The sequence below is a fragment of the Pedobacter sp. SYP-B3415 genome, from assembly GCF_004138205.1.
Taxonomy (GTDB): Bacteria; Bacteroidota; Bacteroidia; order Sphingobacteriales; family Sphingobacteriaceae; genus Pedobacter.
The window spans coordinates 69,582-89,221 of the sequence record NZ_RXNQ01000031.1 but is presented as its reverse complement, the minus strand read 5'-3'; the positions used below and the strand labels follow the sequence as shown (position 1 = coordinate 89,221).

At 47.7% G+C, this 19,640-nt stretch carries 18 protein-coding genes and 1 riboswitch; of the genes, 13 read left to right on the top strand and 5 right to left on the bottom strand.

Annotated elements, in window-relative coordinates:
* Positions 1-75 precede the first annotated feature (75 nt).
* A complete protein-coding gene (locus EJV45_RS10780) occupies positions 76-957 on the top strand; it encodes a PPK2 family polyphosphate kinase (protein ID WP_129715686.1) in 882 nt (293 codons plus the stop codon).
* Here EJV45_RS10780 and EJV45_RS10775 read toward each other — a convergent pair whose 3' ends face one another.
* The gene (locus EJV45_RS10775) at positions 958-2,205 is read right to left on the bottom strand and encodes a serine hydrolase (RefSeq protein ID WP_240755257.1); all 1,248 of its coding nucleotides are present in this window, start codon (positions 2,203-2,205) and stop codon (positions 958-960) included. It lies immediately after the preceding gene.
* Positions 2,206-2,300: 95 nt separating this feature from the next.
* Positions 2,301-2,497, top strand: a riboswitch (cobalamin riboswitch).
* A 92-nt stretch (positions 2,498-2,589) separates the two neighbouring features.
* On the opposite strand from EJV45_RS10775, the gene EJV45_RS10770 reads away from it, so the two are divergent.
* From EJV45_RS10770 to EJV45_RS10735, 8 genes are all read left to right on the top strand, one after another.
* On the top strand, positions 2,590-4,638 hold the full coding sequence (locus EJV45_RS10770; RefSeq protein ID WP_129715685.1) for a TonB-dependent receptor: 2,049 nt from the start codon (positions 2,590-2,592) through the stop codon (positions 4,636-4,638).
* Positions 4,628-5,767 carry a YncE family protein gene (locus EJV45_RS10765; protein ID WP_165305037.1) on the top strand — a complete coding sequence of 380 codons (1,140 nt, stop codon included), beginning with the start codon at positions 4,628-4,630 and terminating at the stop codon, positions 5,765-5,767. The genes EJV45_RS10770 and EJV45_RS10765 overlap by 11 nt, the downstream gene beginning before the upstream one ends.
* 3 nt (positions 5,768-5,770) lie before the next feature.
* On the top strand, positions 5,771-6,901 hold the full coding sequence (locus EJV45_RS10760; protein ID WP_129715684.1) for a YncE family protein: 1,131 nt from the start codon (positions 5,771-5,773) through the stop codon (positions 6,899-6,901).
* A gap of 8 nt (positions 6,902-6,909) precedes the next feature.
* Positions 6,910-7,803 (top strand): cell surface protein, encoded by an 894-nt coding sequence (locus EJV45_RS10755; RefSeq protein WP_129715683.1) that lies wholly within the window; start codon positions 6,910-6,912, stop codon positions 7,801-7,803.
* 30 nt (positions 7,804-7,833) lie between these two features.
* Positions 7,834-8,946 carry a DUF5074 domain-containing protein gene (locus EJV45_RS10750; RefSeq protein WP_165305036.1) on the top strand — a complete coding sequence of 371 codons (1,113 nt, stop codon included), beginning with the start codon at positions 7,834-7,836 and terminating at the stop codon, positions 8,944-8,946.
* 63 nt (positions 8,947-9,009) lie between these two features.
* Positions 9,010-9,603: a DUF6580 family putative transport protein gene (locus EJV45_RS10745; RefSeq protein WP_129715681.1), complete on the top strand. Its 594-nt coding sequence runs from the start codon at positions 9,010-9,012 to the stop codon at positions 9,601-9,603.
* A gap of 50 nt (positions 9,604-9,653) precedes the next feature.
* Positions 9,654-10,355 (top strand): NAD-dependent deacetylase, encoded by a 702-nt coding sequence (locus EJV45_RS10740; protein WP_370291319.1) that lies wholly within the window; start codon positions 9,654-9,656, stop codon positions 10,353-10,355.
* The gene (locus EJV45_RS10735) at positions 10,342-11,073 is read left to right on the top strand and encodes an ATP-binding protein (RefSeq protein WP_129715680.1); all 732 of its coding nucleotides are present in this window, start codon (positions 10,342-10,344) and stop codon (positions 11,071-11,073) included. The genes EJV45_RS10740 and EJV45_RS10735 overlap by 14 nt, the downstream gene beginning before the upstream one ends.
* On the opposite strand, the gene EJV45_RS10730 is transcribed toward EJV45_RS10735, so the two are convergent.
* Positions 11,045-11,338 (bottom strand): hypothetical protein, encoded by a 294-nt coding sequence (locus EJV45_RS10730; RefSeq protein ID WP_129715679.1) that lies wholly within the window; start codon positions 11,336-11,338, stop codon positions 11,045-11,047. The genes EJV45_RS10735 and EJV45_RS10730 overlap by 29 nt on opposite strands.
* 312 nt (positions 11,339-11,650) lie before the next feature.
* On the opposite strand from EJV45_RS10730, the gene EJV45_RS10725 reads away from it, so the two are divergent.
* Together EJV45_RS10725 and EJV45_RS10720 are read left to right on the top strand one after the other, a co-directional pair.
* The gene (locus EJV45_RS10725) at positions 11,651-12,148 is read left to right on the top strand and encodes a YMGG-like glycine zipper-containing protein (RefSeq protein ID WP_129715678.1); all 498 of its coding nucleotides are present in this window, start codon (positions 11,651-11,653) and stop codon (positions 12,146-12,148) included.
* A 107-nt stretch (positions 12,149-12,255) separates the two neighbouring features.
* Positions 12,256-12,663, top strand: a complete 408-nt coding sequence (locus EJV45_RS10720; protein ID WP_129715677.1) for a Dabb family protein — start codon at positions 12,256-12,258, stop codon at positions 12,661-12,663.
* A gap of 30 nt (positions 12,664-12,693) precedes the next feature.
* Here the strand turns inward: EJV45_RS10720 and dnaB are convergent, their stop codons facing one another.
* Positions 12,694-14,262 carry a replicative DNA helicase gene (gene dnaB / locus EJV45_RS10715; protein ID WP_129715676.1) on the bottom strand — a complete coding sequence of 523 codons (1,569 nt, stop codon included), beginning with the start codon at positions 14,260-14,262 and terminating at the stop codon, positions 12,694-12,696.
* Positions 14,263-14,456: 194 nt separating this feature from the next.
* On the opposite strand from dnaB, the gene rlmB reads away from it, so the two are divergent.
* Positions 14,457-15,230: a 23S rRNA (guanosine(2251)-2'-O)-methyltransferase RlmB gene (rlmB, locus tag EJV45_RS10710; RefSeq protein WP_129715675.1), complete on the top strand. Its 774-nt coding sequence runs from the start codon at positions 14,457-14,459 to the stop codon at positions 15,228-15,230.
* A 49-nt stretch (positions 15,231-15,279) separates the two neighbouring features.
* On the opposite strand, the gene EJV45_RS10705 is transcribed toward rlmB, so the two are convergent.
* On the bottom strand, positions 15,280-16,371 hold the full coding sequence (locus tag EJV45_RS10705) for a mannose-1-phosphate guanylyltransferase (RefSeq protein WP_129715674.1): 1,092 nt from the start codon (positions 16,369-16,371) through the stop codon (positions 15,280-15,282).
* Between the two features lie 10 nt (positions 16,372-16,381).
* Positions 16,382-17,347: an SIS domain-containing protein gene (locus EJV45_RS10700; RefSeq protein WP_129715673.1), complete on the bottom strand. Its 966-nt coding sequence runs from the start codon at positions 17,345-17,347 to the stop codon at positions 16,382-16,384.
* Positions 17,348-17,436: 89 nt separating this feature from the next.
* Between EJV45_RS10700 and recQ the strand changes: the two genes are divergently transcribed.
* Positions 17,437-19,626, top strand: coding sequence for a DNA helicase RecQ (recQ, locus tag EJV45_RS10695; protein ID WP_129715672.1), 2,190 nt, complete (start codon positions 17,437-17,439; stop codon positions 19,624-19,626).
* Positions 19,627-19,640: the final 14 nt, after the last annotated feature.

Sequence of the window (19,640 nt, the reverse complement as noted above, 5' to 3'; positions counted from 1 at the left end):
TTACTTAATTTTTAGCGTATCTCTAAATTTTAGCCTTTTCAAACCAGGTTGTCATAAACCTCAAATAACCCGTACATGAAAGATATCTTCCGCGAATACGAAGTCAAAAACCACAAGAACGCCAATCCGGCTAAATTTGATACAGATGCACCCGAGGGGTATGATAAAAAAACGGCGGCGATGCTGCTCACAGAAAGCAAGCTGCGCATGGCAGACTATCAGGAGCGGCTGTATGCGGGTCGTGAACGCGCGTTGCTGATTATCTTTCAGGCTATGGATGCAGCGGGCAAAGACAGCGCTGTTAAACATGTTATGTCAGGGCTGAACCCGCAGGGCACCATGGTGCGAAGTTTCAAACAACCCAGCGCTGTCGAATATGGTCATGATTTTTTATGGCGTCATGTGCTTGCATTACCTGAACGGGGGCAAATCGGCATTCATAACCGTTCGCATTATGAAAGTGTGCTCGTTTGTAAGGTGCATCCTGAATACATTCTCAGAGAAAATATTCCGGGTATCAGGAATGTGAAAGACATTGATAAAAATTTTTGGAAACGACGGTATGCGCAGATCAGAAACTTTGAGCAGCATCTTCATGATAACGGTACAACGGTTTTGAAATTTTTTCTCAATGTGTCGAGGGAGGTGCAGAAGGAGCGGTTCCTGGAGCGTATCGACGATCCTGCAAAGAACTGGAAGTTCGCCGCCGGAGATATTGAAGAGCGCAGGCATTGGAATAATTACATGGAAGCCTACAAGGAAGCGATGGCAGAAACATCGACGTCCGATTGCCCCTGGTACATGATTCCTGCAGACAAAAAGTGGTTTGCCCGGCTGGCCATAAGCACGGTCCTGGAAGAGACATTAAAGAAGATAAATCCGCAGTTCCCTGTATTGCCCGAAGAGGCGGCGGCAGGCTTACAACTTGCGCGCAAAAAGCTTGAAGCCGAAAAATAACTATTGGTATGACATACGCAGGTGATCGAGATTTGCAGGGCTGTCTTTTTTTCTCGTGCGCTCAATTTCATAAATGCACCGGCCAAGGTTTTTCATAAAGGGATAACACACCGTTTCGTATTCGTATCGGTTATCGTTATAAATGCCGTCTTCATTTGATTGAACAACAGCCGTGAGCAGAAATTCGACTTTATTTTTAAAATCTACAATGTATGCGTTATCTATGATGTAACCGTATGAGTCGCCATATTTATTAAATATCCTGACGTCAGGATTAGGCACAGTGGTCTTATCCCTGCCATAAAAAAGCATTTTTGCATAATTTGGCCAGAACTCTTTCTCATTATAAGCCGGAAAGTTACTTTCAGCAGGCAGTTTGCTCATATAGGTATAGATCAGCTTGTAATCGTCTTTGGTAAGCTGAAAGCGTTCCGTTTCGGGAAAAACTTCAGGAAACATCAGACGTTTCATCAGCGACTGCTGATCAGCTATGGAGAATGCGTTTTTGTTTTCAAGGCTGAAGGGCTTGTTTACCAGGCGGTCTGCACTGTCCAGATAGCCTTTGCCCATGGTTGTATGTGTCAGATTAAGCGGATAATCTTTCGGATCGTATTGTTCATCCTGCCGGTAGACCAGCTTGCTTCCATTATAGAATCTGACAGGATTGGTATGTCTGGCAGGTTCACCGGCATCGCCGATGGCCAGACGATTCAGGATCCGCGAATGCAGCAACCCGTAATGTTTCAGTTTTTGGTTAATCTCAGCCCGGCCTATAAATTCATACAGCCGGTTAAAGGCATCATTATCACTGGTTAGCAGGATCTTCTTGATGTAGTGTTCAACCGAAGGCAGCCCGTTCGCAGCACTGGCATCGACCAGTACAGAAGTCTGACCTGCAGATGAACTATCAGTCAGCATCGTACTTTTAGATGTCAAACCGGTTTTCTTCAGCGAATTCACCTTTTCCAGGGCAAATATGCAGGCCGCAAGTTTCACCGTGCTGGCCGGATAAAAATAATGCAGCGGGTCAAGATTGTATGCGTATGAGCTGAAGCTGGGCCGGTTTTGCGCATCACGATCAATCCGGGTATAAAGCACCTGCACCTCATTGTTAGCGGGGTGGTTCAATATACCTCCAAACAGCTCAGGCTTTGATTCGAATAATTTTTTAAGAAATGTGGTATCAGTTTCCTGACCCATGGCGGCGGTATGGAGCATGGCGAACAAGATAAAAATGTATTTTTTCATGCGAAGGAGTTTAAGCTATGGCAGCTAACGTATGCTAAATTAGGCTTTTCGCAGACAGCTGGACCTGCGGTGGAAAAAAATGGGTAAAAATGTCTACCTTCGCGGCATCAAAAGGTTCTTCACCGGTACAGCCGGGCTGAAGATTAAAAGGGAATACGGTGAAAATCCGTAACTGTCGCGCAGCTGTAAACTCTGTTAACGGTTTCCAATCGAATGCCACTTCCTGTTACGGGAGGGAAGGCGGACCAACCGGGAGTAAGTCAGAAGACCTGCCTTTGATACATAATTTCATGGCTTTCGCGGACTGAAGCCGGAAAACTGTACGCAGCACGTGTATGCTGCTGTCTTTCGCTTTACCGCCTTTGCCGTATTTATTTGTATGCAATGACCGATCGCAAACCCGTTTTTAGCAAGATCCTGCTTTTTAGCATGTCTTTCGCCACATTGATGGCGGGCCGATCTTTTGCGCAATCAGATTCTGTCCAGCGGTTCAGACAACTCGAAGAAGTACAGATCCGCGAGCGGCTTGTTCCTGAGCTCCGGCGCTCCGTTGTTCCCGTACAGGTCCTGTCAGGCTTGCAGCTTAGCCGTATGCACAGCCTGTCGGTTGCAGATGCGGTCCGGTTTTTTTCAGGGGTGCAACTTAAAGATTACGGCGGTATCGGCGGCCTTAAAACGGTTAATGTGCGCAGCATGGGAACAAATCACGTCGGTGTGTTCTATGATGGCGTGCAACTGGGAAACATGCAGAACGGACAGGTCGATCTCGGGCGTTTCTCTCTTGATAACATGGAATTGATCTCGTTGTATAACGGACAGAAACCGGGTTTGCTTTTGCCGGCAAGGGCCTATGCCAGCGCATCAGCCATTTATATGGAAAGCCGCAGGCCTGTGTTCGAAGGCCGGCTGGCCCGGCGCTATCGCGTTGCACTCAAAGGCGGATCATATGGATTCGTCAATCCATCGCTAAGCATCGAACAAAAGTTGGGAAGACGGATTTCAGCCAGGATCAATAGCGAATTCTTAAACGCCAACGGACGCTATGGTTTCAGAAGCCGGATCGGAACAACAGATACATCCGCCGTCAGGCAAAACACTGATATCTGGTCGGTAAGAAACGAAGCTGATATTTTTGGTCCCAACGACTCTCTGGCGGCGTGGCATTTGAAGTTTTATCAGTACAGCTCGGAGCGAGGGCTGCCCCGGGCAATCGTATCCAACCGTTTTGAAGCGCGACAGCGGCAGTGGGACGACAATCTGTTTGTACAGGGAAAATACAGGCGGCAAATCGGCCGACGGTTTGCATGGTCATTCTCCGGAAAATACAGCCATGACCGGCTCAGATATCTTGATCCGGAGATTACCACGGATGCAGGTTTTTTAAACAACCTGTTTCGTTCAGACGAATTATATGCCTCGTTATCATCTCAATATGAAATTACCGGATTTTGGGAGATAGGTCTGTCAGGCGACTACCAGCTTAACGATATGCGTGCGAATTTGTACCGCTTTCCCTATCCTTCCCGGCAAACGTTATTAGCAGCAGCCGTTAGCAGGTTACAACTTAAAAATTTCCTGGTTGAGGCGAATCTGCTGTCGACCGTAGTTGATGAAGATGTACAGTATTACCTGCAGGCAAACGATTTCAGGAAATTAACGCCATCTGTTTCTTTTAACTGGCAAGCGGTCAGCGAAGTTCCCATACACCTTCGAGGTTTCTATAAGGAGATTTTTCGAATGCCCAGTTTCAACGATCTGTATTATACTTTCTCAGGTAATTCGTTCCTGCGACCCGAGTATGCAAAGCAAATAAATTTGGGCCTTACCTCTGCCAATAACCTGGGCAGCGGAGTACTTCGCACACTCGACGCACAGGCGGATGTTTATTACAATAAGGTAACTGATAAAATTGTGGCCGTGCCCGGGCAGAACCTGTTTCGCTGGGCCATGATCAATTTGGACGAGGTTGAAATCAGAGGTCTGGATGCTACCTTACGTATGGCCGGCCAGGCAGGCAGCAAACTGGATTTTACATTACTGTTTGGTTACACCTTTCAAAAGGCGATCGAAACGACCCCTGGTGCGGCCCCTGGACAGCAGATCCTATACATTCCAAAGCACAGCGGAACCTTCACCGCCAGTGCAGATTATGGTGCAGCAGGCTTGAGCTACAGTTTCGTCTATACGGGCGAGCGCTATGCCCAGAAAGCCAATATCCGTTCCAACTACCTGCAACCATGGTATACGCACGATCTGTCGCTCCATTACCGGGCGCAATCTGGCAGAAGGCTGTTGTCCGTAAATCTGGAAGTAAATAACATGTTGAATCAGCAATATGACGTGGTTAAAAATTTTCCTATGCCCGGCCGCAACTACCGGCTGGGCCTTTCCTGGCAGTTTGATCATGCAAAACGAGAAACGCATGGCTTGTAGAAAAATGTGTTGCTTCATTATGGCCATGCTCGTACTTAGCGGCTGCCGGAAGGACCTGGGGCCCGAACCGGAAGAAGGGCAGCCCGTACCCGCCGAAACGCTTAACCGCGTATCGGGTTTCTTTTTGCTCAATGAGGGAAATATGAACATGAACAAGGCTGCCCTCGATTATTTCGACTACGGCACCGGGACCTATCATAGCGACGTTTTTAGCAAGGGCAACCCCGGAAGCAGCGGATTAGGTGATGTTGGCAATGATGTGGCCGTTTATGGCAGCAAGGTTTATGTGGTAGTCAATGTTTCAAATAAGATCGAGGTGCTTGATGCCCGAACGTATAAAAGGCTGAGACAGATCAATCTGGATAATTGCAGGTACATCACATTCTCCGGCGGAAAGGCATATGTAACCGCCTATCTGGGGGTCGTCGGAGATCCGGATGCACCCCAGGGCAGTGTAAGTGAAATTGATACGGCTTCGCTGAGCATTACACGCAGGGTGACGGTTGGCCGACAGCCGGAAGAACTGGCGGTTGTGGGCGGCCGGTTGTTTGTTGCAAACTCCGGAGGATACAGCGCGCCAAATTATGAACGCACACTTTCAGTTATTGATCTCGGCACTTTTCGCGAAACAAAGCGGATTGATGTAGGTATCAACCTGCACCGGGTGCGCGCTGATGCATATGGTGATCTTTACGTGAGTTCGCGCGGCGATTATTATGACATTCCCCCAAAACTTTATGTCATTGATACCGGTGCCGACCGGGTCAAAACTAGCTTTGATCTGGCTATAAGTGATCTGGATATCAGTGCCGATACGGCTTACATATGCGGCACCGCCTTTAATTATCAGACAGGCAAAAACGTGATCAGTTATACCATGCTCGATCTGCGTACAGAAAGACCGCTTCAACGCTCCTTTATAACCGACGGGATGGACCAGCCGGGCAGAATCACCATGCCATATGGCATAGCTGTTAATCCGGAAAACAAAGATATCCTACTTACCGACGCAAAAGATTATGTTTCGCCAGGAACCCTGCACTGCTTTGGCAGCAACGGAAAACTTAAATGGTCGGTTACCACCGGCGACATCCCGGCACACATTGCATTTCTCAAAAAAACACAATAGAACATGAATAAAAACTACAAAAAACTGATGCAGCTGGCTGCTGGCCTCGCCTTACCATTCGTTATGGCCTCATGCAGCAAAACCGGAGAAGACGAGATACTGGAAAAGATCAAACCGGAGCCGGTAGTCGACAAAACGGTCGGAATTTATGTGCTGAATGAGGGCGCCTGGCCGGCAAATAACAGCTCCATAAGTTATCACGATATTGCCGGCAACCGGACAGAGGCCGATATATTTCAGAAAGTAAATGGTCGGGCACTGGGTCAGAGCGCCAATGATCTGAAGCGTTACGGGAGCAAAATGTATTGTGTAGTATCCGGATCGCTTACTACCGCTGAGTCGTTCGTAGTGGTCATGGATGTGAATACAGGCAAACTAATTAAGGAGATTTCTTTTAATCAAAATGGTAAGGGGGTCATGCCACGTTCGGTCGCTTTCAGCGGTAGCAAGGCTTACGTTTCTGCCTATGATGGAAGCATCAGCCAGATAGACACAGCAAGCCTGCTGGTTGATAAGAAAGTTGCTGCCGGCTCAGCACTTGAAGGCATTGCCATTGCGAATGGGAAACTATACGTTATTAACACGGCAAATGACTATACTGTACCCGGTTCAGGCAAAAATAATTCGGTATCGGTTCTTCGTTTAGCTGACCTGAGCAAACTGAAAGACGTCGAGGTTGGGTTGAATCCAACAACAATTGCTGCCGGCCCTGACGGAACGCTGCTTGTGGGATATGCCGCCGATTACTCAGCTGCTGGTGGCGGGGTTGTAAAACTGAGCACGGTGACTGACCAGGTGATGTCGAGTGCGAACACTGAAATTAATAGCATGGTTTTTTCTGATAATACCGCGCTGGCAGTTGGCGGTCTTTACCGTGATGGCAAGCCTTTCATTGGCTCCCTGGATCCCATGACACTTGTGAAAAAGAATGACTTCATTCAGGATCAGGTCACGTTTACGAGCCCCTACGCACTGACGGTTAATCCGTTTGATAAAGCGGTTTTGCTCACTGACTCAAAATTCAGCGCCCCATCCGGCGAAGCCATATATTTCTCAGCCGCCGGAAAAAAAATATTCAGCTTTGCTACAGGAACAACTCCACAACGTGCTGTATTCGTGTATAGTTATAAGTAATCTTACCTATGAACAAGAACATTAATCCACATTACCTCATTCTATTGCTTGCAGGCTTTTTCGCCCTCGGCGGATGTAAAAAAACAGAATCAACGCCGGCAGACGAAGACCAGGGCGTTTTCGTACCGCGAGACCCGAAGCCAGGCAGTAATGCTTACGCTACACAGCTGCTGGCCTACAATCCGGCACCCGGGCAATTTATTAACAAAGCGCCAGGTAACCTGGAAAGCGCCAACGGAATTCTCGGCAAAAAAGGCCTGGTTTCACTTGGCGCCTGGGGCGGAAGCATTGAACTGGCTTTCGACCACACGGTTGCAAATATTGCCGGGAAAGATGACATCGTGATTTATAACAATGCCTTTGCAAACTTTGCAGAGCCTGGTGTCGTGTATGTCATGCAGGATATAAACGGCAATGGCAAGGCTGATGATACCTGGTACGAGCTGAAAGGAAGCGAATACGGCAAAGCCGGTTATGTGCGGGACTATGAGGTAACATATACGCGTCCCAATCCGGCAACAGGCGATGTTCCATGGACTGACAATAAGGGTAACTCTGGCGTCGTGAAGACAAACACCTTTCACAAACAAGCCTATTACCCGGAGTGGATTACTTCCAATACTTACACCATTAAAGGCGTGGTGCTTCCCTCTTCAAATATTGACATGTCGAACCCTGCTTCGGTGAAAAGTCTGGCATTCCCATTTGGTTATGCAGATAATTCTGCACTTGAAGACCGCTTAGACCTTGACAATGCAATCGACGCAAAAGGCAACAAAGTTGTGCTAACCGGCATCGACTTTATAAAAATTCAGACCGGTATTCAGGCCAATATGGGCTGGCTCGGTGAACTCTCCACCGAAATTTCCGGCGTTGCCGACCTGAAACTGTTAAATCCTTAACTTCTTTTCATATACATGTTTTTAAAAAAAATGAGCCGTTCTGGCGCCGCGATCGCAGCAGCGGTCATCCTGTTTACATCCTGTCAGAAAGAAACTGCTGTTCCTGACCCTATTGATCCGGTTGTGGGAAAATATGAAGATGGTTTTTTTCTGATTCATGAGGGCTGGTTTGGCCGTGGGAGCGGAGAAGCAAGTTTTTTCCGGTATAGTACCGAACAGCTGTCAGATAGTGTTTTCCTGAAAGAAAACAAGGGTAAAGAGGCTGGTACGGCTTCATCAACGCTTCAGTATGCGGCAAAACTCAACGACAAGATTTATCTGGTTAACAAAGCCGGCGGACCTGTGATTGCTGTCGATGCCAAAACCTTTAAAGAAACCGGACGGATGAGCGGTACGGGGAATGACTTCCGGGCAATCGCCGGCCTCGACGACCAGACGGCCTTGTTGAGCAGCTCTAACGGCATCTTCCTGCTCGACCTGCGCAGCATGAAGGCTAATACAAAACTCGCGGCTGCATCCGGACAGGTAGGCGATCTGCTGAATGCAGGTACGCATATCTTTGCCTTATCGCAATCGGAGGGGGCCGTTATTTACAAACGGTCTGACTTGTCGGTAGCAAAAAAAATCAAAGGCGTTACTCAAGGCTTTGCCCAGACACCAGACAAGCAGGTCTGGTATACAAAAGGTAAATTTCTTTACAACATCGATCCCGGAACGCTGGTAGCCGATAGCGTAGAGCTACCCTGGACAACCTCATCTACATGGTTTGCATGGTACCCATCGCCGATCATCGCTTCTACAAGAGAGAATACGGTGTACCTGGTGCGCTCCGCAAGTTTTGGCGGAGGAAAGGAGCTGTACCGGTACGTGTCCGGGAAAAAGGAAAGCCTGGCACTGCCGTTCATCATCATGCCTGACAAGCAGTCTTTCTACAAAAAGAACCTCGGTTTTGACGGAAAACGGAATGAACTGGTTACAACCAGTGTGCAAGATGGATTTGGGAGTAACTACACCGTGAACACGCTTTATTTTCACGATGCGCAAACCGGCGCGCTGAAAAAACGCATGCCGTTTAACAAGGTGATGAACGGAACTATCGATGAAAGTTACTACTTTACCTCGATGTTTTTGTTCCCCGACTAAGGGGGCGCAGCCCGCTTTTTTTATTCCCGGAATGTCTTAACTTTGTTTTTTTAATTAAATAACATGTCGAAAGTGCAATTTAACCCGCGTACCGTCATCCTGGTGTGTATCATTTTGCTGATCACGCTTTTCCGGTTGCTCGTTACCTTTAATACAGACGTATTGGCATTTGCCAATTTCAGCTCAATAGGCGCGGTTGCGCTTTTTGGTGGTGCTTATTTCAAGAGCTGGGGCAAGGCTTTTGCATTTCCCTTACTGAGTTTGTTCCTGAGCGATTTTGTTCTGGCAAATACCATTTACAAAGCCTACAGCAATGGATTCTCTTACGATGGCTGGCATTGGACCTATCTTGCCTTTGCGCTTATGGTGCTTGCTGGTCGCCTGATCATCAGGAGACCAAAAGTGCTGAATATATTTGCCGCCGCCATGGTGACCGTAGTTATTCACTGGATCGTAACAGATTTCGGCGTATGGTTTCAAAATCCATCATATACGCAGGATGCTGCCGGATTCTGGCTTTGCCTGGAACGGGCCATTCCATTCGAGCGGAACTTCCTCGCGGGAACACTGATCTACGGTAGTTTGATGTTTGGTGCATTTGAGTTTATCAAAGCAAAATACCCGGCCTTGAAAAGACCCGGACTTTTAGCCGCTTAAAATACAGCCCTTCCGCCAGGAAGGGTTTTTTTTGCCCTATACATTGTCGAATGATGAAAAAGTTGGTAGTTCTTACCGGTGCGGGTATCAGCGCCGAAAGCGGATTGAAGACCTTTCGGGACAGCGATGGCCTCTGGGAAGGTCACCGTGTGGAAGAAGTGGCTACGCCCGAAGCGTGGCTGCGGGACCCGGAAAAAGTTCAGCGCTTTTATAATGAGCGTCGGGAACAGGTGCTGAAAGCCGAACCAAATGATGCACACCGGTTGCTCGCGGCGCTTCAGGAATACTTTGAGGTTACGATCATTACACAAAATGTAGACGACCTGCATGAGCGCGCAGGCAGCCTGAATGTTTTGCATCTGCACGGACTGATCACGCAGGCGCGCAGTACCCGAAATCCTGAACTTATTTACCAGGCAGGCGCCGACGGTATCAGGATGGGCGATGTTTGCGAACTTGGCAGCCAGCTTCGTCCGCATATTGTCTGGTTCGGCGAACAGGTCCCTATGATTATTCCTGCCGCCGAACTGTGTTCCTCGGCTGAAATATTTGCGGTAATCGGCACCTCGCTGGCGGTCTATCCGGCAGCGGGTCTTATCGATTATGTGCCTGAACATGTAAAAAAATACATCATTGATCCGCATATACCCGCCACCCACGGCATCGCCAATACCAGACCGATAGCCGATAAGGCTGTGACCGGCGTGCGGGTTCTTTATGATGCACTGTTGAGGGAACATGGTAAGAACTAAAGCCGTATTTAACTGGAGCGGCGGTAAAGACAGTGCTTTGGCACTAAACCGGGTTCTTGAAGCCGGTGATATCGAAGTTGTTTATTTGCTTACCACGGTCAATGCCGATCATGGTCGTGTATCCATGCATGGTGTCCGCGAAGAGATGCTTGATCTTCAGGCTGCCGCAACAGGCATCCCCCTTTACAAGATTTATGTGCCCGAAAACCAGACGATGTCTGCCTATGCTGAAAGCATGCGCGGGCACTGGGCTGTTCTGAAAAACCAGGGTATTTACCATTCCGTTTTTGGCGACATCCACCTGCAGGATCTGCGCGACTATCGCGAAAAGCAGCTTGCGGCGTACGGGGTAACCTGCAGTTTTCCGATCTGGGCAGAAGATACCAAAGTCCTCCTCGATGAATTCCGGAGAAAGAACTTTGGCGCACTGCTGTGTTGCGTACTTGAAAACCAGCGGCCCGCTCTTGGCCGTGAAGTAGGGCCTGAACTAATTAAGTTACTTTTGCCGGGTACTGATCCCTGCGGGGAAAATGGTGAATACCATAGCTTCGTCTATCGGGCGCCCTTTTTTTTAGATAAAATTACCTTTAAACGCGGCGATGTAGTTTTCCGTTCGTTCGGGTTCAAAACTTCCTCAGATATAAACGAAACACATGGTTATTGGTACCTTGACCTCTTGCCCATGTCTACTACCGAAGACGCTGAAGTTCCTGTCTGAGTTTGCGCATCATCTCGGTTCGGGAGAGGCCGCGGCCTCGACAGATATCCTCCTGCGAACGACCGTTAATCATCAGTTCGCGAAGCACAGACGGACCAACAGGCGCCGGCGGCGTACTTTTAACAGCTGCATTACTTGTTCGCAGGTAGCTGTTGGCATAAGCATACAACCGGGCGAAACACGGCTGCTGCCCGTCAGCTGATTTCACGTTCAATGCAAGACTAACCAGCGAGGAGGAAAGGTTTTCGTTCGTGGTCCGGTTCATCAAAATGGAAAAAAGGAGACATGCGTCTGATCGAAGGGAAACCGGCATTTTGCTCTGTGTTTCAGATCGTTCAGGTTTTAAAACATGTAAATTATATATTTTGTAAGCCGGCATTTTGGGTACGTATAGGGCATCAACAAAATGCCGCCTGCCTTAGTTTGACGTATTCCTTTTAGCTATTCGAATTTTAAAATTCTGTTAAACTATTTTCTTAGCCGCAGGGCCGCCCGAAACTTTATGATCTGGTTTTGGCATCATTTTTTCTTAGCTTCCTGTAACATCCCAATATTTACGAACACAATTATAGAAGCCATGAAAAAGATACTCGGAATTTTAGCACTGTCTGCAAGCATAGTTGCCTGCGGCCCAAGTGCAAAGGAGAAAGAACAAATGAGAATTGCAGCTGAAAAGCGTGTGACCGACAGTTTAAGACTGGACAGCTTTAAAAAAGTTGAGCTGGCCAGGCAGGAAAAGATAGAGCAGGAGCGGGTAGCTGCCGCCGCCGCCGCTGCTGCCGTTGCAGCTGAGCGCCGGTCATATGCCCGCCGTTCGTCGTCATCTTCTTCAGGAGGCTCAGGAACTTCAAGCAGCTCCTATGGTGGTACACAGGCAACAGCTAAAAAGAAAGGCTGGAGTGATGCCGCTAAGGGCACTCTGATCGGGGCAGGCGCAGGTGCTGTTGGTGGTGCGCTGATCGATAAGAAAAAAGGCCGCGGCGCAGTGATCGGCGGTTTGATCGGTGCGGGTACCGGATATGTGATTGGTCGCGGCGAGGACCGTAAAAGCGGCCGCGTACAGCCAAGAAATTAATTTTTAGTTTTTTTATACATTAAAAAGCCGGATGACCTCCGGCTTTTTTCATTTGTTCTGGATAGCGCCGGCAAAAACCGCTATATTGTTATAGATAAATTGAACCAATGAAAAGAAGAAAATTTGTACAAACCGCGGCACTTGCTGCCGGCGGTGCAGTACTTGCCCCCTCAGATTTGATTGCAAATATGAATAACTCCAAACAGCAAAATTTACTTCATTACGTACTCTTTTGGCTAAAGGACGGCCTTAGTACAGCAGAAATTGAGTCTTTCAAAGGTTTTTTTGAGATGCTAAAAAAGATTGAGACGGTTAAATCGCTTCAGTACGGAAGGGCTGCAAATACACCGAATCGCCCGGTAACTGATAACTCATTCAGCTATTCCATGACTGCGATCTTTGATTCTGTTGAAACACATAATCAATACCAGGACGACAAGCGTCATCATGCTGCTATAGAAAAATATAGCCACCTGTGGACAAAGGTGGTGGTGCATGATACATTGCTTGGATAGGTCTATAGCCGATAACCGCTGGTTAACAGGCTAAAAAGGTGGCTCATCATCAAAATCGTCCATTCTTGATGGTTTGATGATCACGTTACTCGGTTTGTCGAAGTCTTGCGACGGGTACATCCCTGAGGCGGGGCTGTCGTTTCCAAAACCTCCGCCTGGCGGCATAAAATCTTCTTCGAGATCGCCGAATTTTACAAACTTGCCTATAAAGCGTAACGGAACAATTCCTGTTTCACCATTACGGTGTTTGGCGATGATAACTTCGCCGACACCGATCTGCGAACGGCCCTGCTCATCTTCAGTTATTCCGTAATATTCCGGCCTGTAAAGAAATAACACCATATCAGCATCCTGCTCAATTGAGCCGGATTCCCGGAGATCGGATAGCTGCGGCCGTTTTCCGTTTACGCCCGGCCTGCTTTCAACGGCACGGCTAAGCTGCGAGAGCGCAAGCACGGGAATATCAATTTCTTTCGCTACTGACTTAAGGGCACGCGATATACTGCCGATTTCCTGCTCACGGTTTCCGCCGCCTTTTCCTTCACCTTTACCGTGCATCAGCTGCAAATAATCGACGATGACCATCTGGATATCGTATTGAGATTTCAGCCTGCGGCATTTTGCGCGGAATTCAAATATATTCAGGGCGGGCGTGTCATCAATCAGCAGCGGTGCTTCGGTCAGGTTACCGATCTTGCTGTGCAGCTGCTGCCATTCCCATTCCTGGAGATTACCCTTTCTGATTTTCTCCTGCTCAATTTCGGCTTCGCCGGATATCAGACGGTTTACAAGCTGTACAGATGACATCTCCAGCGAGAAGACTACGACGGCTTTCTTGAAATCGACAGCCGCGTTTCTCGCACAACTTAGTACAAATGCCGTTTTTCCCATCGCCGGTCGTGCCGCAATGATGACAAGGTCAGACTTCTGCCAGCCCCCAGTAATACGGTCCAGCGCGGTGAAACCTGAAGGAACGCCAGTCAAACCATCCGTTTTACTTCGTAATTCTTCAAGGGTAGCGAGCGATTGCCTGATAATTTCATCCATTTTCTGGGTGTCGCGACGCAGGTTGTTCTGGGCAATATCAAAGAGATTCTTTTCGGCGTGATCCAGAAGGTCAAAGATATCGGTGGTGTCTTCGTAAGCGTTATTGATGATCTCTGTTGAGATCCTGATCAGCTCGCGCTGAATGTACTTTTGTGAGATGATCCGGGCGTGAAACTCAATATTTGCCGCTGAAGCAACCCGGTTTGTCAGGCTCGTGATATAAAAAGCACCGCCAACCATTTCGAGGTGACCGAGCTGACGCAGCTCTGATGTAACCGTTAAAATATCTACAGGCTTTGATTTTTGAAAAAGCAGGTGGATGGCTTCAAAAATTTTCTGATGCGCTTCCTGGTAAAAAAGCTCTGGTTTGAGAATGTCGATGACCGAAGAAAGCGCGTCTTTCTCGAGCATGAGTGCACCCAATACGGCCTCTTCCAGATCTACGGCCTGTGGCGGAATTTTGCCCATGCCGCTGATCGTGTTGCTCAGTCTGTTTTTTCTGGAAGTCGTGTTGTTCGGTTTAGTTTGTCCCGGCTCGTAATCGCTGCTCATGCCACAAAAATACGCAATAAATGCCCGGTTTTCTCCCGGCAATTATAAACATCTTTTCCGCCGGCAGGCGATAACATGTTGGTCGACCCGGCTTTTTAACATTTATTTGTTGATAATCAGTGCACTGCCGATGCATGCCTTCGCCTTAGCGGAATCGGATTAATTGATGTACTTTTGCAGCAAATACAATCAGCATGGACAACAACAGGAGATCGCCGCGGCCAAAACAGAACAACACCTTTATTTTTGGGATCCGGGCGGTTATCGAAGCCATCCGCGCCGGACAGGATATTGAGACCATATTTGTTCAGCGGGGCATATCCGGGAACCTGATGACCGAGCTGAAAGCCGTGCTGGCAGATCATATTATACCCATGCAGACGGTTCCTGTCGAAAAGCTTAATCGGATGACGCAAAAAAATCACCAGGGTGTTATTGCGGTAAGCTCGCCGATTACCTATCAGCAGATCGAAGATGTCATTCCGGCCATATATGAGCGCGGTGAGACACCGCTGGTCTTGTTACTTGATGGGCTTACCGATGTCAGAAATATGGGTGCCATTGTGCGCACTGCTGCCTGTGCAGGTGTTCATGCAATCGTTGTTCCGCTAAAAAATTCGGCGCAGATCAATGCAGATGCGATCAAAACCTCGGCCGGCGCATTGTTTAACATTCCCGTGTGCCGCCATGCGAGTCTTTACAAAACTGCACAGTTTTTACAGGAAAGCGGTCTGCAGCTTGTTGCCTGCACCGAAAAGACCGACGATCTGATCTATGCGCCCGATTATACCGTGCCAACAGCAATCATTATGGGCGCTGAAGATGTTGGCATTTCCAATGAACTGTTACGCCTGTCAGACCACCTGGCTAAGATTCCCATGGCAGGAAACATCGAATCGCTGAACGTTTCGGTTTCTGCCGGGGTTATTTTGTATGAGGCAGTCAGACAAAGAGGTTCAGGTCTCTGAAATCAGAAAGCCGAACCATTGCCTGCGGACCATTGACCTATGAGCTGGGCTAGATAAACTTCGTGCCGAATCTCGACTTGACGTCGTTTACAATCTGCTTTACGCTCTGTTCCTGATCTCTGGGACAGATTAACAGTGTGTTGTTTGACTCGACCACGATATAATCATGCATGCCCTGCAAGATTACCAGTTTGTCTTTTGGCACGTTGACCATACAATTCGAAGAGTCGAACATCATGACATGTTCTGAGGGAATGACCGCATTTCCAACATAGTCTTTATCGGCCATGTCATAGATCGAGGCCCAGGTACCCAGGTCATTCCATCCAAACTCGGCCGGTAAAACGTATACGTTTTCCGCTTTTTCCATTACACCAAAATCGATCGAGATATTGGTGCACTGCTGGTAGGCATTCCCGATAAATCCGGCCTCATCAGCCGTATTATAGGCCGGTTTACCTGAAGCAAAGATTTCATACATGTCGGGAAGGTGTTGCTCAAACGCGTTCAGAATGGTCTGGGCAGACCAGATAAAGATACCCGCGTTCCAAAGGAAATCTCCGCTTTGAATAAATGAGCGCGCCAGCTCCAGGTTCGGTTTCTCCGTAAATGTCTTTACCTTGTGGATCTCGGCATCAGATGCCAAAGTATGTTCGTTGTATTGAATATAGCCATAGCCTGTATCAGGGCGGCTTGGTTTGATGCCGAGGGTAATCAGGCAATTGTTTTCTGATGCGGCTTTAAGCGACTGCTCAATAGCGGCAATAAAACCTGCCGGATCTGCGATGGTATGGTCTGACGGTGCTACGACAACAGCAGCATCCGGGTTAATCTCGCGAATCTTCATACAGCCATACGCAATGCATGGGGCGGTGTTCCTCATCATCGGTTCGGCCAGGATCTGGTTGTCTGAAATTTCAGGGATCTGCTCCTTAATGAGGTCGCTGTATAACTCGTTGGTAACAATAAAAATGTTTTCTGCCGGACAGATGGCTTTAAACCGCTCGTATGTGCTTTGAATAAGGGTCTTTCCTACACCAAAGAAGTCAATAAATTGTTTAGGATAATTAGTACGGCTAACGGGCCAGAAACGGCTGCCAATGCCGCCTGCCATAATCAGGGCAAAATAGTTTTTGTTCATTGCTGCTCGCTCAGATGATTCCTTCCTGTATAATGTCATGCAAATGGATCATTCCAAAGTACATATTTGATTGCGTTACAGGCAGTTGTGTAATATTGTGTTTCTTGATAATTTCCAGGGCATTTACAGCAAGCTCATCTTTATCAACTGACTTCGGATTTGCTGTCATGATTTCATGCGCCGAAATGTTTGCAAGGTTGGTATGTCTTTCAAGCATTCGGCGAATGTCTCCGTCTGTAATGATGCCCAATATACGGTTATCTTCTGTAACCGCAACGGCACCCAATCTGTTTTTGCTGATTTCAATAATCACATCTTTAACCGCGGCATCGCTGTTTACGCTTGGCTTTTCATTTCTGACGGCCAGATCTGACACTTTCAGGTAAAGCTTTTTTCCGAGCGAACCGCCGGGATGAAAACGTGCAAAATCCTGCTCGTTAAAACCCCGTGCTTCGAGCAGACAGATGGCCAGTGCATCGCCCATGGCCAGCTGTGCTATGGTGCTGGTTGTGGGTGCCAGGTTGTGCGGGCAGGCTTCTTTTTCCACTGTGGTGTTCAAAATGAAATCGGCCTGCCGGGCCAGATACGAATCCATATTACCCACCATCCCGATCAGCGGATTGCCGCCCTGTTTCAGAAGTGGTGCCAGCAACTTTACTTCTGGGGTATTGCCGCTTTTCGACAGGCAGATAATTGCATCGTCTTTTTGGATCATGCCAAGATCGCCGTGTACAGCATCTGCAGCATGCATGAAAATGGCAGGGGTACCGGTAGAATTGAGGGTTGCAACGATCTTTTGTGCAATGATTGCGCTTTTGCCAATGCCCGTAATGATGACGCGGCCGCGAAGACCAAGTAAAAGCTCGACCACCGAGACAAAAGATTCATCTAAAAAATTACTGATACTATCGATGGCTCCGGCTTCCATCCGAAGTGTCGATACAGCCGTATTCAGGATCGATTTTTTACTTTTCAAAGAGAAAATTTTTGTATCTTAATGATATAATCCCTGCAAAATTATGTTATTTTGAACAAAAATGCACATCGCATATTTTACACACACAAATGGACGTTAAGAAGTCGTTATTTGACAACCTGCAAAATTTTTTCGGGTTCGATAATTTCAAAGGTGATCAGGAGTCGATCATTACCAATATTCTCGAAAAGAAAAATACTTTCGTAATTATGCCGACCGGCGGCGGCAAATCGATCTGTTATCAGTTGCCCGCCCTGATGAGCGAAGGGACCGCAATCGTTATATCCCCGCTTATCGCCCTGATGAAGAATCAGGTAGATCAGCTGCGTGCTTTTGGCGGTAATGACAGCATTGCGCATTTCATGAACTCATCGCTTAACAAAAGTGAGCTGAACCAGGTGAAGACCGATCTGCTGAGCGGGCAAACCAAGTTATTGTATGTTGCGCCCGAGTCGCTGGCAAAGGCAGATAACATAGACTTTCTCAGGCTTATAAAAATATCATTTGTAGCGGTAGATGAAGCACACTGTATCTCTGAATGGGGCCATGATTTCCGTCCCGAATACCGAAAGATCAGGCAAGTTATTTCCGGTCTCGGTGCAGATATTCCAATCATTGCGTTAACAGCAACAGCTACCCCGAAAGTGCAGCAGGACATCATCAAAAACCTGCATATGACAGACGCCACGCTGTTTAAGTCATCTTTTAACCGGCCTAACCTGTATTATGAGATCCGCCCGAAGAAGGATATCATGAAGGAGATTATCCGGTATATAAAGTCAAACACAGGCAAGTCTGGAATTATCTACTGTCTGAGCCGCAAGAAGGTTGAAGAGGTCGCCGAAAGCCTTAACCTGAACGGCATCAGGGCGCTGCCTTATCATGCCGGGCTCGACGCCAAAGTACGCGCTGAAACACAGGATAAATTTCTGATGGAAGATGCGGAAGTCATTGTCGCTACCATCGCATTTGGTATGGGCATTGACAAACCCGATGTTCGCTTTGTTATTCACCATGACGTTCCAAAAAGTATGGAAGGTTATTACCAGGAAACCGGCCGTGCAGGCCGTGATGGTGGTGAAGGTGTATGTATCGCGTTTTACTCTCAAAAAGATATAGATAAACTGGCTAAGTTCATGAAAGACAAGCCGGTTGCAGAGCGGGAAATCGGTACCCAGATCCTGAAAGAAGTGATTGATTACGCAGAATCCGGTGTATGCAGGCGAAAGCAGATCCTTCACTATTTCGGGGAAAACTTTAACGAGTCGGGCTGTAACAGCATGTGTGATAACTGTAAGAAGCCAAAGAAAAATTTCGAGGCTGAAGAGCAGTTGCAGGTGTTGCTGAAGCTGATAGAAAAAACCGGGGAGAAATTTGACGACACGCATCTGCTCAATGTGCTTATGGGCAATGAAACAGCGCAGATTATTGCCTATGAGCATAAAAAGCTGTCTGAGTTTGGCCATGCCCGGATTGATGGTGATTTGCTGTGGAAATCGCTGATCAGGCAGGCTGTTCTTTCAAACTTCCTATCAAAAGACATCGACAACTACGGACTCTTGCAGCTCACTGCATCAGGCCGGGACTTCATTACCAACCCTTACAGCATCAGGTTTGTAATGAACGAGCCGATCGAATCTGCCGGAGATGACGGCGACGATGATGCGAAGGGCGGAACCGGTACGCTTGACACCCAGTTGCTGCAGCTATTAAAAGAGTTGCGTAAAAAGATCGCCAAACAGAAAAACGTACCGCCATTTGTTGTTTTCCAGGATCCGTCGCTCGAAGAAATGTGTACGCACTACCCGGTAACAATGGAAGAGCTTCGGCAGATCTCCGGAGTAGGCGCAGGAAAGGCGGCAAAATTCGGTTCTTCATTTATTGAACTGATAAAAAAATACGTTGGCGACAATGATATTGAGCGCCCGATCGACCTGGTCATTCGTACTCAGGCTAACAAATCGCAGCTCAAGGTTTCAATTATTCAGAATATTGACCGACAGATCGGCCTGGAAACCATTGCCGATTCAAAAGGGATCACCTATGAAGACATCCTGAAAGAAATCGAGTCTATCGTTAATTCCGGAACTAAAATTAACCTGGATTACTTTATTGATGATCTGATTGATGAAGACCGGCAGGATGAGGTGTTCGACTATTTCCGTGCGGCAGAAAATGACTCGATCGACGCAGCGCTTAATGAGCTTGGCGAAACCGACTACACCCGCGAAGAAATCCAGCTGATGCGTATCAAATTTATGTCTGAGTTAGGGAACTAACTTCAGAAAAATCA

Bases quoted from the DNA above. Each gene is read 5' to 3' on its own strand.
- EJV45_RS10780 (WP_129715686.1), top strand. From the start codon at position 76: ATGAAAGATATCTTCCGCGAATACGAAGTCAAAAACCACAAGAACGCC.
- EJV45_RS10775 (WP_240755257.1), bottom strand. From the start codon at position 2,205: ATGAAAAAATACATTTTTATCTTGTTCGCCATGCTCCATACCGCCGCC.
- EJV45_RS10770 (WP_129715685.1), top strand. From the start codon at position 2,590: ATGACCGATCGCAAACCCGTTTTTAGCAAGATCCTGCTTTTTAGCATG.
- EJV45_RS10765 (WP_165305037.1), top strand. From the start codon at position 4,628: ATGGCTTGTAGAAAAATGTGTTGCTTCATTATGGCCATGCTCGTACTT.
- EJV45_RS10760 (WP_129715684.1), top strand. From the start codon at position 5,771: ATGAATAAAAACTACAAAAAACTGATGCAGCTGGCTGCTGGCCTCGCC.
- EJV45_RS10755 (WP_129715683.1), top strand. From the start codon at position 6,910: ATGAACAAGAACATTAATCCACATTACCTCATTCTATTGCTTGCAGGC.
- EJV45_RS10750 (WP_165305036.1), top strand. From the start codon at position 7,834: ATGAGCCGTTCTGGCGCCGCGATCGCAGCAGCGGTCATCCTGTTTACA.
- EJV45_RS10745 (WP_129715681.1), top strand. From the start codon at position 9,010: ATGTCGAAAGTGCAATTTAACCCGCGTACCGTCATCCTGGTGTGTATC.
- EJV45_RS10740 (WP_370291319.1), top strand. From the start codon at position 9,654: ATGATGAAAAAGTTGGTAGTTCTTACCGGTGCGGGTATCAGCGCCGAA.
- EJV45_RS10735 (WP_129715680.1), top strand. From the start codon at position 10,342: ATGGTAAGAACTAAAGCCGTATTTAACTGGAGCGGCGGTAAAGACAGT.
- EJV45_RS10730 (WP_129715679.1), bottom strand. From the start codon at position 11,338: ATGAACCGGACCACGAACGAAAACCTTTCCTCCTCGCTGGTTAGTCTT.
- EJV45_RS10725 (WP_129715678.1), top strand. From the start codon at position 11,651: ATGAAAAAGATACTCGGAATTTTAGCACTGTCTGCAAGCATAGTTGCC.
- EJV45_RS10720 (WP_129715677.1), top strand. From the start codon at position 12,256: ATGAAAAGAAGAAAATTTGTACAAACCGCGGCACTTGCTGCCGGCGGT.
- dnaB (WP_129715676.1), bottom strand. From the start codon at position 14,262: ATGAGCAGCGATTACGAGCCGGGACAAACTAAACCGAACAACACGACT.
- rlmB (WP_129715675.1), top strand. From the start codon at position 14,457: ATGGACAACAACAGGAGATCGCCGCGGCCAAAACAGAACAACACCTTT.
- EJV45_RS10705 (WP_129715674.1), bottom strand. From the start codon at position 16,371: ATGAACAAAAACTATTTTGCCCTGATTATGGCAGGCGGCATTGGCAGC.
- recQ (WP_129715672.1), top strand. From the start codon at position 17,437: ATGGACGTTAAGAAGTCGTTATTTGACAACCTGCAAAATTTTTTCGGG.